Origin of the sequence: Lawsonibacter sp. JLR.KK007 (genome assembly GCF_036941135.1) — a bacterium.
GTDB lineage: Bacteria > Bacillota > Clostridia > Oscillospirales > Oscillospiraceae > Lawsonibacter.
This window is the reverse complement of the sequence record NZ_JAYWSY010000003.1, coordinates 686,981-702,877: the sequence shown is the minus strand read 5'-3', so window position 1 is coordinate 702,877 and position 15,897 is coordinate 686,981. Positions and strand designations below refer to the sequence as shown.

Sequence of the window (15,897 nt, the reverse complement as noted above, 5' to 3'; positions counted from 1 at the left end):
TCTTTCGTGATGGTATCATATTACAGCAGCAAAATAACGAGAAACGCCCCGCCGGACAGGCCCAGGGCCTGATAGACCCTCCCCTGGCGGCGGCTGTCCGCCTCCAGCCGGACGGCCAGCTCCTCCAGGCGGCGGCGGGCGGCGGACAGGGCCTCCCGCTGGCGGGGGGCCTCATACCGCCCCAGGGTGTCCCCCAGGGCGCTCAGAATGGCCCGTCCCTCCGGCGGCAGTCCGGCCTGCTCCTCCGCCAGCCGCCGCCACAGGCAGGAGAATTCCTCCCGGTCCAGGCGGTCCAGCCCCTGGAGGCACCCCTCAAACAGCGCCTTCGCCGGGCCCTCGCTCCGGGCGGCCCCCCGCTCCAGCAGCTGGAACAGGGGCGGGGCGTTCAGCTCCAGCTCCCGCTCCAGCAGGGCCAGGCCCGCCTCCAGCTGGCGCAGCGCCCGCACCCTCCGGCGCAGCGCCGCCGCCGCCTGAAAGCCCAGATACGCGCCCCCAGCCGCCACCAGAACGGCTCCCATCAGACGGATCATCTACCTCAGCTCCTCCACAGTATAAGCTCGCCCCTCCCCCGCCCGGCGAATGCGGACCAGAAAGCGGAACAGTCCCGCCTCCAGCAGCGGACGGTACAGGGGGCGGCGCTCCAGGTCGGCCCGGTCCTCCCCGTGGGCGGTGGCCAGCAGGGTGACCCCGCAGCCCGCCGCCTCGGACAGCGCCCGCCCGTCCTCCGGGGCGGTGATCTCGTCCACCGCCAGCACCTGGGGGTTCATGGCCCGCAGCAGGAGCATCAGCCCCTGGGCCTTGGGACAACCCTCCGTCACGTCGGTGCGCCGGCCCACCTCCAGCTGGGGCAGGCCCCGGTACAGCGCCGCCACCTCCCCCCGCTCGTCGGCCAGGGCCACCCGGAGGGGGACGCAGCCCTCCCCCTCGGAGACCGAGCGGATCAGGTCCCGGAGGAGGGTGGTCTTGCCCAGGCCGGGGGGCGCGAGGATCAGGGTATCCGTCAGCCGCCCGCCGGGACACAGCCCGTCCAATACCGGGGCGGCGGCCCCCCGCACCTGCCGGGCGATCCGCAGGTTGGCGGAGGAAATTGCCCGCAGGCTGCGGATTTCCCCCTCCTGGAGGGCAGCCGTCCCGCACAGTCCGATGCGGTGGCCCCCCTCCATGGTCAGGTAGCCCCGGCGGACCTGGTCCAGCACCGTGTGGAGCGATGCCCCGCTGGCGATCTCCACCAGCCGCTCCAGCTCCCCCGGCTCCACCGGAGGCCCTCCCAGGGGGCGCTCCGCCTCGTCTATCAGCGCCGTCATGGGCCAGCCCGCCCGGAGGCGGAGCTCCTCCGCCCGGGCCCGGGCCCCCTCCGGCAGGGACAGCGCCTCCTCCCGCAGCCGCAGGGGCAGGGCCTGCACCGCCTGGACGTAGCTCGCCGCCCCAGCCATTCCTTCCATATCCTTCACCAGCCTTTGTCCCATCCTATGAGGACAAGCCGGGGGTTATGCCCCCTCTTGGGCAAAAAAAATATCAGCCTTTCGAACTATGTCGAAGGCTGGTATCATGTGAATCAGGTTCCTTCCCCGGACCAAGGTGTTGTTATGCTTCCCACTCCATCCAATATTCCGCCTCGCCGGTCCCCTCGTCCACCGATTCTTCCCGGACGGAAAAGCCCTCCCGCCGGTAAAAGTCCGCCGCCCGGCGGTTTTTTTGATAGACGCGCAGAGTCAGGCGGCTGTACAGGCCCTTCGCGGCCTCCAGCAGCTGCCTGCCGGTCCCTCTGGACCGCGCCTCGCTCCGGACGAAGATGCCCGCGATATAGCCGTCCTCCAGGCCCAAAAAGCCCAGCACCTCCCCCTCGTCCTCATAGACGTACAGCTCCGCCTGGGCCAGCAGACCCTTCACCAGCTCAACATTGCCCTGCCAGTATTGGGGCGGGATGAAGTCGTGGGCCGACAGATTGCCCTCCAGCCAGATCGCGGCGGCGGCGTCCAGATCCGCTGGACGGGCCGGTCTCACCATGGCGCTCCCTCCTTTTTCCGGTCCATTATACCATATGGTTCCGCCGGATTCCTCGTGATATTTCACAAATCCGATCCGGTTTCCAGGCTGGAATCCAAAAATACAGAAAAAAGCCCGGAGACGAATTGAAATCCTCGCTTTACTGTGATAAACTGTCAGAGAAGAAACTGGGAGGGATGCATCATGATTCAGAAATGGAATGTGACGATCCCCGAGCTGACAGGGGACGAGCCTCGGGGCGTTTACCTCTATCTGCCAAGGTCCTACGACTGGGAGCCTGACTGCCACTACCCCGTGCTGTATATGTTTGACGGCCACAACGTCTTCTTCGACTCGGACGCCACCTACGGCAAGAGCTGGGGGCTGGGGGAGTACCTGGACGCCTGCCAGACGCCGCTGATCGTGGCGGCGGTGGAGTGCAACCATCACCCGGACAACGGGCGGCTGTCGGAATACTCCCCCTACACCTTCTACGAGCCCGACCTGGGCCACGTGCAGGGCCGGGGCAAGCTCACCATGGACTGGTTCGTACACACCTTCAAGCCCTCCATCGACCGGCGCTTCCGCACCCTGCCCGGCCGGCGGCACACCTTCATCGCGGGCAGCTCCATGGGCGGGCTGATGAGCCTGTACGCCCTGCTGGAGTATAACCACGTCTTCTCCCGGGCGGCGGCCCTGTCCCCCTCTCTGTGGGTGGCCCCCGACCGTCTGGCCCGGCTGGTCCGGGGGGCGGAGACCCAGCCCGACACGGTGCTGTACATGGACTACGGCTCCCGGGAGATGGGCGCTCACGAGCTGATGCGGGGGCAGTTCGCCCGGGTGGCCGCCCTGCTGCTGGAGCGGGGGGTGCGGCTCACCTGCCGCATCGTCCCCGGCGGCGAGCACTGCGAGGCCAGCTGGGAAAAGCAGATTCCCTTTTTCATTGAGACGCTGATGTATGAGCTGAATCGTTAGGAGGACTGTCTATGGAAACCCAATACCTTGTTGACTACAGCCCCGCCCTGGGGCGGGATATGGAGTGCATGGTCTATGGCCGCTCCGGCCGGCCGGTGCTGTACATCCCCTGCCAGGACGGCCGCTTCTACGACTTCGGTGACTTCCACATGGCCGGGACCCTGGCCCCCTGGATCGAGTCCGGACAGATCATTGTCTTCTCGGTGGACACTCTGGACAAGGAGACCTGGTCTGACAAGAACGGCGACCCCTACTGGCGGGCCCGCCGCCACGAGCAGTGGATGGACTACCTCACCAAGGAGATGGCCCCCTACATTCTGAACCGGACCGGGCAGGAGGGCATCATCTCCTTCGGCTGCAGCCTGGGGGCCACCCACGCCGCCAACCTCTACCTGCGCCGGCCCGATCTCTTCAACGGCATGCTGGCCCTCAGCGGCATCTACACCGCCAGCTACGGCTTCCACGGCTACATGGACGAGGTGGTCTATCAGAACTCCCCCGTCCACTACATGGCCAACCTGCCCCCGGACCACCCCTACATCGGCCTCTTCAACCGCCAGCGGGCGGCCATCTGCGTGGGCCAGGGGGCCTGGGAGCTGCCCGACTCCACCCGTCAGCTGGCGGACATCTTTTACCGGAAGGGCATCCACACCTGGGTGGACTTTTGGGGCCACGACTGCGCCCACGACTGGCCCTGGTGGTACAAGCAGGCGGTGTACTTCTTCCCCTGGCTGCTGGGCGGCGAGCCGGGCCAATCGGACTGAATCAAACCGAGAGAGAAAGTGTGAGAAAACCATGAGCAATGTGATCTTTATTTCCCCCAACTTCCCCACCAACTACTGGCAGTTCTGCCGGGAGCTGAAAAACAACGGGATGAACGTGCTGGGCATCGGCGACCAGCCCTACGACCAGCTGTCCCCCCAGCTGAAAGACAGCCTGAACGAGTATTACAAGGTGGATTCCCTGGAGCAATACGACGCGGTGTACCGGGGGGTGGCCTTCTTCATCCACAAGTACGGCCGCATCGACTGGCTGGAGAGCAACAACGAGTATTGGCTGGAACGGGACGCCGCCCTGCGCACCGACTTCCACATCACCAGCGGCTTCCAGACCAGCGACATCCCCCGCATCAAATATAAGTCCAACATGAAGGAGTACTACCAGGCCGCAGGCATCCCCACCGCCCGCTTCCACCTGGTGGACAGCAGAAAGGGCTGTCTGGACTTCATCAAGGAGGTGGGCTGGCCGGTGGTGGTCAAGCCGGACAACGGGGTGGGGGCCTGCGACACCCACAAGCTGTCCAGTGCCCAGGACCTGGACCAGTTCCTGAGCGCCAAAGCTCCAGAGGTCTCCTACATCATGGAGGAGTTTATCCATGCGGAGGTCAACTCCTACGACGCCATCATCGACTCCAAGGGGGAGCCCATCTTCGAGACGGGCAACGTCACCCCCATGTCCATCATGGACATCGTCAACCAGGAGGATAACTCCATCTATTACATCGTCAAAAACCTCCCCGCCGACACCCGGAAGGCTGGACGGGCCACGGTGAAGAGCTTCGGGGTGAAAAGCCGGTTCGTCCACTTCGAGTTCTTCCGCCTGACCCAGGACCAGGAGGGGATGGGCAAACAGGGGGACATCGTGGCCCTGGAGGTCAACATGCGCCCCTGCGGCGGGTTCAGCCCGGACATGATGAACTTTGCCAACTCCACCAACGTGTACAAGATCTGGGCGGACATGATCGCCTTCGACCGCTCCACTCTGGAGCCCGGCGAGCACTGCTTCTGCGCCTTTGCCGGCCGCCGGGACGGCAAGCCCTTCGTCTATGACCACGCGGCCATCATGGAGAAATACGGCGGACAGATGAAGATGGTGGAGCGCATCCCCGACGTGCTGTCCGGGGCCATGGGCAACCAGATGTACATGGCCGTTTTCCCCACTCAGAAGAAGCTGGATAAGTTCTATCACGATGTCCTGTTGTGCAAAGAGGGATAATCCATAAAAAAGTACCGTCTGAGGAATCAGACGGTACTTTTTTGTCCAAAGATGGCCGGGCCGGCCACAGAGCCGCTCCAAACGCCCCAGGCGCAGAGGAGCGCCGCTACTCCGGCCTCCGGATCACCTCAAACTGGGCATTTTTGTCGATAAAGCTGTCAAACAGGACCCCCTGGGCCAGCACATCCCGGAAGGCGCGCTGTATGCTGTAGACCTCAAAGCCGTAGCGGCTCACGCTGCGGAAAAAATTCTCATAGTGCCGGTTGTCGCCGCAGGAGATCAGCTTGCCGTCCATGGCGTGGGCGGGGCGCACGTCCGTGATCCCGTTGTTCCCCGGATAGAGGGCGTTGAGGTAGAAGGTCTTCGCCTCAAAACCGGTCCCGTTCCAGCCGCAAATCAGGCTGAACACGTCGCACTCTCCCTCGGCCTCCATCTCATGATACCGGGCGGTCACCCGGTCGAAGACCTCCTCCAGGCTGTCCGAACAGCCCTCTTTCATGGTGAAATCCATGTTGATGTAGTCCTGAAACAGGTAGTAATTGTCCTCGATAGCCCCGGACAGGCCGAGGATCACATTGGGATTCACCTTGAAGATTTTTCGGAAATTGTGCAGCACGCCCCCGGTGGACAGATTCAGCTGCTGCTCGCCGCAGACGATGGCAAATTGGCCGCACAGGGCGGCTTGAACTAAACTCATGGCAACTCCTCACTGAAAGGTACAGCCCGGAGGATTCCGGGCTGTACCTTTTGGTATTGGTTACGCCTTCGCCGGGGCCTTCCCGCCAAAGGCTTCGATGGCCTGGGCGGTCTCCGCCCGCTTCTCCTCGATGGCCTCCTTCAGGATCATGTCCTTCACCTTCATCAGCCGGATGGTGTTGGAACGCTCGTTCTCGTCCAGCTTCATGGTGATATACTTGATGTTGGCCTGCATCTCGGGGATTTTCACATACTCCAGGGCGTTGACCCTGCGGCGGGTCTTTTCGATCTCCTCCGCCAGCAGCTGGGAGGTCTTTTCGATCTCCGCCAGCCGCAGCATGTCGGACAGCACCCGGGACAGGGCATCCACCGCGTCGTCCAGCTCGCCGCTGGTTTGGGCGAAGCCGTAGGGGTAGACCTCGCCGGGGTCCTGGCTGCTGGTGCGGAACTGATACTGGGGCACGTCCACCGACATGATGTTCTGGAAGGTCATATCCAGCTCCACGGACTGCTTGGGGTAGAGCAGGGACTGCTCCAGCATCTCCGGGGACATGAGGGCGGCGGCCACCGTAAAGGCGCCGTGGGCCTTCATCAGGCTCTCCTCCACCCGCTGGCGGAGGGCCCGGTTCTCCCGGACCACATCCATAAACTGCTTCATCAGCTCATCCCGCTTATCCTTAAGGAGCTTGTGGCCCCGCATGGAGGTGCGCAGACGGGTTTTCAGCCGGGTCAGCTCCTGACGGGTGGGATTTACAACTGTACTTGCTATTGGGGGTCACCTCATTTCTTCATAGGGTGAACCATATCAGCATAAACCGGTTCACCTCCCGGAGAAGGTCAGTCCTTCTTGGGCATATACTTCTCGATAAACTCGGTCTTGATCCGCTTCAGCTCGCCCCGAGGCAGGATGGACAGCAGGTCCCAGCCCAAGTCCAGGGTCTCCTGGATGGAGCGGTTGTCCTCCGGACCCTGGGCCACGTAACGCTTCTCAAACTCGTCAGCGAACTTGGCGTACAGCAGGTCGGTGGGGGACAGGGCCGCCTCGCCCAGGATGGACATCAGCTCCTTATTCTCCTTGCCGGTGGAGTAGGCGGCGAAGAGCTGGTTCATGGTGTTGGCGTGGTCCTCCCGGGTCTTGCCGGGGCCCACGCCCTTGTCCTTCAGGCGGGACAGGGAGGGGGACACGTCGATAGGCGGGATAATGCCCTTGCGGTACAGCTCCCGGGACAGGATGATCTGGCCCTCGGTGATGTAGCCGGTCAGGTCGGGGATGGGGTGGGTCTTGTCGTCCTCGGGCATGGTGAGGATGGGGATCATGGTGATGGAACCCTCCTTGCCCAGCTGACGGCCGGCCCGCTCGTACATGGTGGCCAGGTCGGTGTACAGGTAGCCGGGGTAGCCGCGGCGGCCCGGGACCTCCTTCTTGGCGGCGGAGACCTCACGCAGAGCCTCGGCGTAGTTGGTGATGTCGGTGAGGATGACCAGCACGTGCATGCCCTTCTCAAAGGCCAGATACTCCGCGGCGGTGAGGGCCATACGGGGGGTGGCGATACGCTCCACGGCGGGGTCGTTGGCCAGGTTGGTGAACAGCACGGTGCGGTCAATAGCGCCGGTTCGGCGGAACTCCTCCACGAAGAAGTTGGACTCCTCAAAGGTGATGCCGATAGCGGCGAAGACCACGGCGAAGTTGGACGCGCCGTCCAGCACCTTGGCCTGGCGGGCGATCTGAGCCGCCAGGTTGGCGTGGGGCAGGCCGGAGCCGGAGAAAATGGGCAGCTTCTGGCCCCGGACCAGGGTGTTCAGGCCGTCGATGGCGGAGATGCCCGTCTGGATAAACTCGTTGGGGTAGTCACGGGCGGCGGGGTTCATGGCCAGGCCGTTGATGTCCCGGTACTCGTCGGCCAGGATGGCGGGGCCGCCGTCGATGGGCTGGCCCATGCCGTTGAAGACCCGGCCCAGCATGTCGCCGGACACGGCCAGCTGAAGGGGGTGGCCCAGGAAGCGGATCTTGGACTCGGCCAGATTGATGCCGGCGGAGGCCTCGAACAGCTGGACCACAGCGGAGTCGCCGTTGACCTCCAGCACCTTGCAGCGGCGGACGGAGCCGTCGGTGAGTTCGATCTCGGCCAGCTCGTCATAGGTGACGCCCTGGACCCGGTTAACCACCATCAGAGGGCCGGAAATCTCTTGGATTGTCTTGTATTCACGAATCACAGCGCATCCGCTCCTTTCTCTCCGATCGCAGCGATCTCCTTCTCCATCTGCTCCTGCAGGACGGCATAGGCGTCCTGATACTCGGTGGCCAGAACCGATTTGGCCCGGCCGATGCCCTCCCGGGAGGGGATGGCGAACAGATCGTTGAGGGAGCCGCCCTTCTCGGCGGCGGCGCGGCAGTGGACGTCGTAGTCCCGGATCAGGGCCAGCATGCGGGCCTGCCGGTCGTACTCGGAGTAGGAATCGATGTCCACAAAGGAGTTCTGCTGGAGGAAGTCCTCCCGGATGATCTTGGCCACCTCCAGGGTGATCTGGTCCTTGGCGGACAGGGAGTCCTTGCCCACCAGCTGGACGATCTCGTTCAGGCTCTCCTCCTCCTGGAGGACGGCCATGGCCCACTCCCGGTTCTCCAGGAATTTGGGACCCAGGTTCTCATCGTACCAGGGCTTCAGAGAGTCCAGATACAGGGAGTAGGAGTTCAGCCAGTTGATGGCGGGGAAGTGGCGGCGGTAGGCCAGGGAGGCGTCCAGGGCCCAGAACACCTTGACGATCCGCATGGTGGCCTGGGAGACGGGCTCGGACAGGTCGCCGCCCGGAGGGGAGACCGCGCCCACGGCGGTCAGGGAACCCCGGCGGTCCTCGTCGGAGCCGATGCAGGCCACGGAGCCGGCCCGCTCGTAGAACTGGGCCAGACGGGAGGACAGGTAGGCGGGGTAGCCCTCCTCGCCGGGCATCTCCTCCAGACGGCCGGACATCTCGCGCAGGGCCTCGGCCCAGCGGGAGGTGGAGTCAGCGATGACGGCCACGGCGTAGCCCATGTCCCGGAAATACTCGGCGATGGTGATGCCGGTGTAGATGGACGCCTCACGGGCGGCCACGGGCATATCGGAGGTGTTGGCGATGAGCACGGTCCGCTTCATCAAAGACTCGCCGGTGCGGGGGTCCACCAGCTCGGGGAATTCCCGGAGCACGTCGGTCATCTCGTTGCCCCGCTCGCCGCAGCCGATGTAGACCACCAGGTCCACGTCCGACCACTTGGCCAGGGCGTGCTGCATGACGGTCTTGCCCGAGCCGAAGGGGCCGGGGATGGCGGCGGTGCCCCCCTTGGCCACGGGGAAGAAGGAGTCCACAATCCGCTGGCCGGACTGGAGGGGGATGACAGGGGGATACTTGTGCTTATAGGGACGGCCCACACGGACGGGCCACTTCTGCATCATGGGCAGCTCCACCTTCTCGCCGCTGGGCTGCTCCAGGACGGCCACCGTGTCGGTGACGGTGAAGGAGCCGGACTCAATGGACAGGATGGTGCCGCTCATTTTCGGGGGGATCATAATCTTGTGGAGGATGGAGTTGGTCTCCTGAACGGTGCCGATGATGTCGCCGCCCACCACTTTGCTGCCGGGCTTGACGGTGGGGGTGAAGTCCCACTTCTTCTCCCGGTCCAGGGCGGGGACCTCCACGCCGCGGGGCAGGTTGTTGCCCTTGACCTTCTGCATGATGACCTCCAGCGGGCGCTGGATGCCGTCGTAGATGTTTTCGATCAGGCCGGGGCCCAGCTCCACGGACAGGGGTGCGCCGGTGGTGATCACGTCGGCGCCGGGGCCCAGGCCGGAGGTCTCCTCATAGACCTGGATGGATGCGGAGTCGCCGGTCATGGTGAGGATCTCACCGATCAGACGCTGCTCGCCAACACGGACCACGTCCTGCATGTTGGCGTCGGCAAGCCCGGTGGCAACCACCAGTGGTCCGGAGACCTTTACGATTTTTCCCATAGGCTTTGCAAACCTTCTTTCTGGGTAAATTTCTGAATGGCTCCCTCTTGGAGGGAGGCTTTTCTGCGCTTACAGAATATCCGCGCCGACCGCACGCTCCACGGCGGTCTTCACGTTGGCCATGCCAATGCCAAGGGAGCCCTCCTTGCCGGGGATCAGGATGATGGCAGGGGTGAGGGCGTCCTTATACCGGGCGACCTCATCGGGCATCTGAGCGGCCAGCTGCTCGGTCATATAGATGATGGCGTAGTTTTCCTTCGCCATGCGGTGGAGGGCCTCCCGGCCCTGGTCAGGGGAATCCACGGGGCAGACCTCCAGCCCCAGGGCCTTGAAGCCCAAAACGCTGTCCTTGTCGCCCATAACTGCGATCTTTTGCATCTGCCCACCCCCTTACACATAGGTCTCGCGGAGCCGGGAGCGGATGGTATCCCCATCCAGTCCCGCCGCCCGTCCGGCAAAAATGGCCCGGATGGCGGTGAACTCCAGCTCTTTGGCGTACAGGTAGCCGATAACCGTCTCCTCCCCGAAGGGGATGCGGCGGGCGGCGGCCAGGTATGCGGTGAGGGCGTTGTCACACTCCCGCTCGAAGGCGGTGAGGGAGCCTCCGCCTGGCTGGGCCAGCTTCTCCCCCAGGCCGGCCGCCTTAGCCAGCGGGCCGGACCGGAACACCTCGCCCAGCGCCTCCACTCGGGCGGAGGAGATGGCCGTCTCGGACACGTTCCCTCCGGGCAGCAGCACCTGGCGCAGGAAGTCCCCCTCCCGGCCCATGCGGGCCACCCGGACGGCCGCCCGCAGGTTGGCCACGTCCACCGACAGGCGGACATACCCCTGCAGGAAGGGGCTTTTCAGCTCGTCAGCCAGGCGGGCCATCTCGGCGTAGCAGGCCCGGTCCAAGATCAGGTCGGCCCGCTGGGGGTCGCCCCCCTCCGTCAGGGCCGCTCCGGCCTGCTCCATGGCCTTCCGGAAGGTCTCGGAGACGCCGCTGAGGGCCTCCCGCTTCCAGCTGTCCAGCAGCTGACCGGGGTCATACCGGCCTCCGGCCAGCAGCAGGCGCTCCGGGTCGTTCCCGACAGCCTGGGACTTGAGGATGGTCTTGGCGTTGTGGTAGTCGTACTTGATCTGAAAGACCTCCACCAGGCGGGGGTCGGGAGCGCCCTGCTCCATGTCCTTGAACACCCCGGCGCGGGCCTGGGCCAGAGCCGCGTCCAGCCCGGCGGCATCTTGATAGCCGCACTCGGCCAGCAGCTTCATCGCCTCGGCGTCGTCCCGGGCCTCGATCATCCGGTCCATCCGCTCCCGGGTGAGGAGCCGGTTCTCCATGGCCCGAATCCGGGCGGAGATGGCCAGATAATCCGTATCTTTTCTGCGATGGGACAAATCAAATGCCCCCTTCCTTACAATTGAAACAGAACGTTGGCGACCTTCTTCTCCATCTGTTCCCGCTGCAGGCGGACCAGGGTCTCGAAGGCGCAGTTAATCTCCACGTCGCCGTCCACCATGATAAAGCCGCCCTTGATCTCCCGGGTCTGCTCGGACAGGGTAAGCCCCGCGCCGGTGACGATGGCGGTGGTGTTGTGGATCAGCTTATCCATCAGGGTGCCCATCCGGGACTTGGTGACCTCCTCGGGCAGGCCGGGGGCCCGCTCCTTCAGCAGCGCATCGTTGACCGCCATAACCACCTGCTTGCCCACCTTGGCCCGGTCCTTCTGGGAGAAGATGATCTGCTCCTTGCCGGAGGAGGATGCCTCCAGGGCCAGCCGGGCCAGCAGGTCGATGTACTCCTGCTCCGGCAGGGTGCACAGCTTTTCCAGGGCCAGGTCAAAGGCCTCGCCCAGCACCTCCTGCTTGGCGGCCAGCTCCAGCTTGCGCCGCTCCATCTGGGAGGCGGATTTCAGCCGCTCCAGCCGCTCGGCGGCGGCCATGCGGCCCTTCTCGACGATCTCATGGGCCTCCTCTTGGGCCTGGGCCGCAGCGTCGGCCTGGATGGCCTGGAGCTTCGCCCCGGTCTCCGCCATCAGCTTGTCGATATCAGCCTGGGCGTCCTGGGCGATCTTGGCAGTGATCTTATTGATTCCTTCCATACTACAGTCCCCTTCCTGCGGGATCAGAACTGCAGCAGCATCAGCATGGAGGCCAGCAGGGACAGGATGGCGTAGAACTCCACGATGCCGCACAGGATCAGGCCCTTGGACCAGTCGTCAGGCTTTTTGGCAAGGATGTTGATGGAACCGGCGGCCACGCGGCCCTGAGCGATGGCGGACAGCAGGCCGCCCAGCGCCATGGGCATGCAGGCGGCAAAGTAGGCCATGCCGCGGGAAACGGTCATCTCGCTGAGCAGGGTGGTAAAATCGCCGCCCAGCAGGCCCATGCTGTTGATGGCGAAGAACCACACCACCATGCCGTACAGGCCCTGGGTGCCGGGGAGCAGCTGCAGGACCATGACCTTACCGGACTTGCTGGGGTCCTCGCTGAGCAGGCCGGTACCGGCCTCGCCGGCGATGCCGGTGCCCTTGGCGGAGCCGACGCAGCTCAGGCCCACCGCCAGGCCGGCCCCCAACAGGGCCAGAGCCAGGCCGCCAAAGCCGCCGAAGAGAGTTCCCAGCTGGGTTGCTTCCAGAGCCAATGCAGTGTCAATCATGATAATTTCCTCCTCTTATTTTACTACCTTGTAGTATTTTGTATCCAGGTCCAGGGGGCGGAAGGGCTTTCCGCCGTCCTCATAGAACCGCCCGAAGTATTCCAGACATTGCAGGCGCATGTCATGGACAAAGCAGCCCAGAATATTCAGGGCGAAGTTCAGCGCGTTGCCCACCATGGCGATGATGAAGAAGGCGATCACATTGCCCGTCATGGCGCCCAGGGTGTTGAACACCTGAGCGGTGACCGCGCCGGCCAGCATCAGGGCCATCAGGCGGGAGTAGGACAGGATGTCGCTGAAATATCCGGTGACGTTGTTGTACAGGGAACCGGCGATCCCCATCAGCTTGCCCACAATCCCTTTTTTGCCGTAGCCCTGGGTCAGCGCCAGGACCACCAGGATGGCGGCCACGCAGGGGATGATCTGTCCGCTCACCGCGGCCGCTCCGGCCAGGATGAACACCAGGAACCAAGCTCCCTCGCCGCACAGGGCGGCCATGGTCTCGCCTGCTTTGATCTGCTTGTACATGCTGACCGCCATGCCGGTGAAGATCTGCACCACGCCCAGCACCAGCGCGCCCACCAGCACGTTCACCGCCTTATCCAGGGGATCGAACAGCTTGGGCAGGGCAAAGGTGCTGCCGGGGTTCATCAGCTGGACCAGCTGGGGGATCAGGTCTCCGAAAAAGCCGCCGGTGGCCGCCCCCCACAGGAAGGTGCTCACACCGCACAGCCCCAGCAGGGGCATCATGTACCGCATGGTGGCCCCGTCAGGCTTGGCCTTCTTGATGACCACCACCGAGGCCAGCATCATGATCAGTCCGTAGCCCATGTCCGCCATCATCATCCCGTAGAACAGGATGAAGAAGGGGGCCATCAGGGGGTTGGGGTCCAGCGAGCCGTAGGCGGGGAGGGAATACATATCCGTCACCATGTTCAGCGGCTTGGTGAACCAGTTGTTTTTCAGCTTCACCGGCACCTGGGGGTACTCCTCCGGGGCCGGGTCGGCCGCTTCCACGGCGCAGGGGTAGGCGGACAGCTCCCGCTCCAGGGCGGGCCAGCGCTCCGAAGGGACCCAGCCCTCCAGCAGGAAGGTCTCGCCCGTGTCCATCAGACGGCTGCGGGCCTCCTCCCGGCTGACGTTGATGCAGGCCAGGTCGGCCATCTTCTGCAGGGGGGCGTTCCGATCCCCCATGCCGGACAGCTTCTCCTCAATGGAGGAGGCCTCCTCCTTCAGGGCCCTGGTCTCCTGTTCCAGGCGCTTCAGGTTCTCCGCCGCAGTGCCCGTCCAGTCCCGCAGGTTGGCCCGGGACCAGCCCAGGTTCTTCAGCGTCTCCAGAACCGCGTCCCCCTGGCTGGCGTGGCACACCAGGGTGCAGTAGTGGGACTCCCGGCTGGCGGACACCTCGGTCAGCTCCGCCAGCTCGCCGGCGGCCTGGACCTCGCCCTCGGCCTGGTTCATGGGGAGGCTGGCGGGCAGGGTGCCCAGCTGGAACACCACCTGGGGGGTGGAGCCGGTCTCCAGAGGCAGGTCCAGGTTCAGCCAGGGGCGCAGGGCCTCCTTCTGGGCCTCCAGCTTGGTCTGCTCCGCGCGGATGGCGGACAGGCGGCGGTCCAGCCCGTGGACCTCCTGGGCCAGAGACATGCCCTGCCGGGTCTGCTCCGGGTTGAGCAGGTCCTTCTCCGGTACGCTGGGCCGGGGCGCCAAAAAGCCGCTCTTGGCCGGAGCGTACCGTTTGAGGACCTCCAGGGCCCGTTCGGCCTGGAGCTGCTCCTCATGGGCGGCGGCCAGCCCTCCCGTGTCCGGGCGGGCGAGGGAGGCCCACAGGGGGGCCTCCGGGTCCGCTTCCGGCTGGACGATCTCCACACAGCCCATATGCTGGAGCTTGCGGAGCAGGTCCTCCCGGTCGCTTGCCATGGCCACCATGCGCAGGTGCTTCATTTTTTCTATGGCCATTACCGTTCCACGACCCTTCCAACGATGAACTGCGCGGCCTCTTCCAGCCGCTCCCGGGCATTTCGCTTTAATGTTTCGCAGTCCGCCGCAGCCCGGGCCAGCTCCTCCTGGGTCAACTGGGCGGCCTTGGCCTCCGCCTCTGCCATCATCTGGCGGACTTCCTCACGGGCCTGTTGACGGGCCCGCTCCACGGTCTGCTTTGCTTCCCGCTGGGCGTCGGCCAGCTTCTGCTTGGCTTGGGCGGCAGCGGCTTCCCGGCCGGCCTTGGCCTTCGCCTCCGCCTGGGTAACCGTCTGGATTGCTTCCAATGCCATGTTTTCACCACCTTTTTCTAAATGCTGGAATGGAGAGATTTGCTACTATTCATTGTAGTAACTTTCTCCCAAAAATTCAAGTCCTTTTTCTCCCTTTTTACCCAGCCAATTTTCCGTATTTGCCGGTTTTTTGAACACATTTCTATTTTTGCGCAAAAAAACAGGCGCTCTGCCGGCGAAACCGGCGGAACGCCTGGGGCTGTTACGGTTCCAGAAGGACGGCCTGGGGGCCGGAGCGGTCCTCGCCGGGCGCGGCGGCGATGGCCACCAGCCGGTCCCGGCCGCCGGAGATCCCCGCCTGCTCCAGCAGGTCCAGGGGGGCGGGCTGGAGGCCGTCCTCCGCCGTCCAGATCCGGGCGGCGTACCCCTCCAGCAGCTGGGCGGTGACGCCGCTGACCTGCTCCGTCCCGGCCAGGGTGTCCCGCTCCACCCGGAGGGACAGCCTGGTCCCGTAGGGGGCGATGCCCGTCTGCACCTGGCCGAGGAAGGTCTCCAGGCTGGCGGTGAACTGGGCGGGATCGTACCGCTCCCCCCGGGTGATGTTCTCCACATTGCCCTGGATGGGGAAATGCCACTGCTCCAGCAGGATCTCGTCAAAGCCCAGGTAGGCCAGCTCGGTGCACAGGCCGGCCAGATAGGCCTGGGCGTCCTCCTGGGCGGGGCTGAGCCAGCGCAGGCCCAGCGCGTCCCGCCAGTTGTAGTCCCCCCGGCGCAGGGCCAGCTTGTTCCGGGAGTAGGGGGCGCTGTCGTCCTGGAAGCAGCACACCCGGGCCACGGTGTACACCTCCCCCTCGTTCCACGCCTTCAGGGCGGCGTTCACCTCCTCCGGGCCGCACACCTCCGACCACTGGGCGGTGTACTCCTCCGACCACCAGGCCAGCTGGCCGCTCGGAGCCTTCACCGTCAGGATCAGGGTGTCCGCCCCGGCCTGCTCCAGCTTGGCGGCGGCCGCTCCGCTGACCACGTCCTCCACCGGCAGCTCCAGCGCGTACTCCGGGAGCCGGACCTGATCCGGCTCCGGCTCTCCGGCGCTGGAGTCCACCACCACGCTCACGTCGGGCAGGGAGGCGGAGCCGCCGGGGTCCTCCTCCCGGCGGAACATCTGCAGAAAGGGGGGCAGCTCCAGCTTGGGACCCTCGTCGGTATAGACAACATAACGCTGGGCAAAGTAGAGTCCAGCCAGCACAAGGACCACCACCACCGCCAAAGCGACCGCGATAAACTTCAAAATATCCGTAATGGTCCGGCGGCCCCGATAGCCGCCTACATCTCTGTTGGCCCGGCCCATGATTCCCCTCCCAACGCCGAAGCTTTTGTGAGTGCTTTATTATACCAAGTTTTTGCCCATTTT

Annotated in this window: 17 protein-coding genes; 3 read left to right on the top strand and 14 right to left on the bottom strand. The window is 64.6% G+C overall.

Annotation, left to right across the window (positions count from 1 at the left end):
- Positions 1-20: 20 nt before the first annotated feature.
- The 3 genes from VV088_RS21655 to VV088_RS21645 form a co-directional block, all read right to left on the bottom strand.
- On the bottom strand, positions 21-530 hold the full coding sequence (locus VV088_RS21655; protein WP_334602725.1) for a stage III sporulation protein AB: 510 nt from the start codon (positions 528-530) through the stop codon (positions 21-23).
- On the bottom strand, positions 531-1,442 hold the full coding sequence (locus VV088_RS21650; RefSeq protein WP_334602724.1) for a stage III sporulation protein AB: 912 nt from the start codon (positions 1,440-1,442) through the stop codon (positions 531-533).
- 142 nt (positions 1,443-1,584) lie between these two features.
- Complete coding sequence (locus tag VV088_RS21645) at positions 1,585-2,007, bottom strand: GNAT family N-acetyltransferase (protein WP_334602723.1); 423 nt, start codon at positions 2,005-2,007, stop codon at positions 1,585-1,587.
- Positions 2,008-2,190: 183 nt separating this feature from the next.
- Here VV088_RS21645 and VV088_RS21640 point away from each other — a divergent pair, with 183 nt between their 5' ends.
- The 3 genes from VV088_RS21640 to VV088_RS21630 are packed head-to-tail and all read left to right on the top strand — an operon-like array spanning position 2,191 to position 4,956.
- Positions 2,191-2,961: an alpha/beta hydrolase gene (locus VV088_RS21640; RefSeq protein WP_334602722.1), complete on the top strand. Its 771-nt coding sequence runs from the start codon at positions 2,191-2,193 to the stop codon at positions 2,959-2,961.
- Positions 2,962-2,972: 11 nt separating this feature from the next.
- On the top strand, positions 2,973-3,725 hold the full coding sequence (locus VV088_RS21635; RefSeq protein WP_334602720.1) for an esterase family protein: 753 nt from the start codon (positions 2,973-2,975) through the stop codon (positions 3,723-3,725).
- Between the two features lie 31 nt (positions 3,726-3,756).
- Positions 3,757-4,956 (top strand): ATP-grasp domain-containing protein, encoded by a 1,200-nt coding sequence (locus VV088_RS21630; RefSeq protein ID WP_334602719.1) that lies wholly within the window; start codon positions 3,757-3,759, stop codon positions 4,954-4,956.
- A gap of 106 nt (positions 4,957-5,062) precedes the next feature.
- On the opposite strand, the gene VV088_RS21625 is transcribed toward VV088_RS21630, so the two are convergent.
- From VV088_RS21625 to VV088_RS21575, 11 genes are all read right to left on the bottom strand, one after another.
- Complete coding sequence (locus VV088_RS21625; protein ID WP_334602718.1) at positions 5,063-5,653, bottom strand: hypothetical protein; 591 nt, start codon at positions 5,651-5,653, stop codon at positions 5,063-5,065.
- Positions 5,654-5,713: 60 nt separating this feature from the next.
- The gene (locus tag VV088_RS21620; RefSeq protein ID WP_334602872.1) at positions 5,714-6,421 is read right to left on the bottom strand and encodes a V-type ATP synthase subunit D; all 708 of its coding nucleotides are present in this window, start codon (positions 6,419-6,421) and stop codon (positions 5,714-5,716) included.
- A 68-nt stretch (positions 6,422-6,489) separates the two neighbouring features.
- On the bottom strand, positions 6,490-7,866 hold the full coding sequence (locus tag VV088_RS21615; protein ID WP_334602717.1) for a V-type ATP synthase subunit B: 1,377 nt from the start codon (positions 7,864-7,866) through the stop codon (positions 6,490-6,492).
- Positions 7,863-9,638, bottom strand: a complete 1,776-nt coding sequence (locus VV088_RS21610) for a V-type ATP synthase subunit A (RefSeq protein WP_334602716.1) — start codon at positions 9,636-9,638, stop codon at positions 7,863-7,865. Before VV088_RS21610 ends, VV088_RS21615 begins: the two co-directional genes overlap by 4 nt.
- 69 nt (positions 9,639-9,707) lie before the next feature.
- Entirely contained in the window at positions 9,708-10,016 is a 309-nt protein-coding gene (locus tag VV088_RS21605; protein WP_325227844.1) for a V-type ATP synthase subunit F, read from the bottom strand.
- 12 nt (positions 10,017-10,028) lie between these two features.
- Entirely contained in the window at positions 10,029-11,015 is a 987-nt protein-coding gene (locus VV088_RS21600) for a V-type ATPase subunit (protein WP_325227846.1), read from the bottom strand.
- A 17-nt stretch (positions 11,016-11,032) separates the two neighbouring features.
- The gene (locus VV088_RS21595) at positions 11,033-11,719 is read right to left on the bottom strand and encodes a V-type ATP synthase subunit E (RefSeq protein ID WP_334602715.1); all 687 of its coding nucleotides are present in this window, start codon (positions 11,717-11,719) and stop codon (positions 11,033-11,035) included.
- A 23-nt stretch (positions 11,720-11,742) separates the two neighbouring features.
- Positions 11,743-12,276, bottom strand: a complete 534-nt coding sequence (locus VV088_RS21590; RefSeq protein WP_334602714.1) for a V-type ATP synthase subunit K — start codon at positions 12,274-12,276, stop codon at positions 11,743-11,745.
- Positions 12,277-12,291: 15 nt separating this feature from the next.
- A complete protein-coding gene (locus VV088_RS21585; RefSeq protein WP_334602713.1) occupies positions 12,292-14,232 on the bottom strand; it encodes a V-type ATP synthase subunit I in 1,941 nt (646 codons plus the stop codon).
- Complete coding sequence (locus tag VV088_RS21580; RefSeq protein ID WP_334602712.1) at positions 14,232-14,546, bottom strand: hypothetical protein; 315 nt, start codon at positions 14,544-14,546, stop codon at positions 14,232-14,234. The genes VV088_RS21585 and VV088_RS21580 overlap by 1 nt, the downstream gene beginning before the upstream one ends.
- Positions 14,547-14,748: 202 nt before the next feature.
- Positions 14,749-15,834, bottom strand: a complete 1,086-nt coding sequence (locus VV088_RS21575) for a putative glycoside hydrolase (RefSeq protein WP_334602711.1) — start codon at positions 15,832-15,834, stop codon at positions 14,749-14,751.
- Positions 15,835-15,897 lie beyond the last annotated feature (63 nt).

Coding starts and splice junctions, on each gene's coding strand:
- VV088_RS21655 (WP_334602725.1), bottom strand. CDS start 530: ATGATCCGTCTGATGGGAGCCGTTCTGGTGGCGGCTGGGGGCGCGTAT.
- VV088_RS21650 (WP_334602724.1), bottom strand. CDS start 1,442: ATGGAAGGAATGGCTGGGGCGGCGAGCTACGTCCAGGCGGTGCAGGCC.
- VV088_RS21645 (WP_334602723.1), bottom strand. CDS start 2,007: ATGGTGAGACCGGCCCGTCCAGCGGATCTGGACGCCGCCGCCGCGATC.
- VV088_RS21640 (WP_334602722.1), top strand. CDS start 2,191: ATGATTCAGAAATGGAATGTGACGATCCCCGAGCTGACAGGGGACGAG.
- VV088_RS21635 (WP_334602720.1), top strand. CDS start 2,973: ATGGAAACCCAATACCTTGTTGACTACAGCCCCGCCCTGGGGCGGGAT.
- VV088_RS21630 (WP_334602719.1), top strand. CDS start 3,757: ATGAGCAATGTGATCTTTATTTCCCCCAACTTCCCCACCAACTACTGG.
- VV088_RS21625 (WP_334602718.1), bottom strand. CDS start 5,653: ATGAGTTTAGTTCAAGCCGCCCTGTGCGGCCAATTTGCCATCGTCTGC.
- VV088_RS21610 (WP_334602716.1), bottom strand. CDS start 9,638: ATGGGAAAAATCGTAAAGGTCTCCGGACCACTGGTGGTTGCCACCGGG.
- VV088_RS21605 (WP_325227844.1), bottom strand. CDS start 10,016: ATGCAAAAGATCGCAGTTATGGGCGACAAGGACAGCGTTTTGGGCTTC.
- VV088_RS21595 (WP_334602715.1), bottom strand. CDS start 11,719: ATGGAAGGAATCAATAAGATCACTGCCAAGATCGCCCAGGACGCCCAG.
- VV088_RS21590 (WP_334602714.1), bottom strand. CDS start 12,276: ATGATTGACACTGCATTGGCTCTGGAAGCAACCCAGCTGGGAACTCTC.
- VV088_RS21585 (WP_334602713.1), bottom strand. CDS start 14,232: ATGGCCATAGAAAAAATGAAGCACCTGCGCATGGTGGCCATGGCAAGC.
- VV088_RS21580 (WP_334602712.1), bottom strand. CDS start 14,546: ATGGCATTGGAAGCAATCCAGACGGTTACCCAGGCGGAGGCGAAGGCC.
- VV088_RS21575 (WP_334602711.1), bottom strand. CDS start 15,834: ATGGGCCGGGCCAACAGAGATGTAGGCGGCTATCGGGGCCGCCGGACC.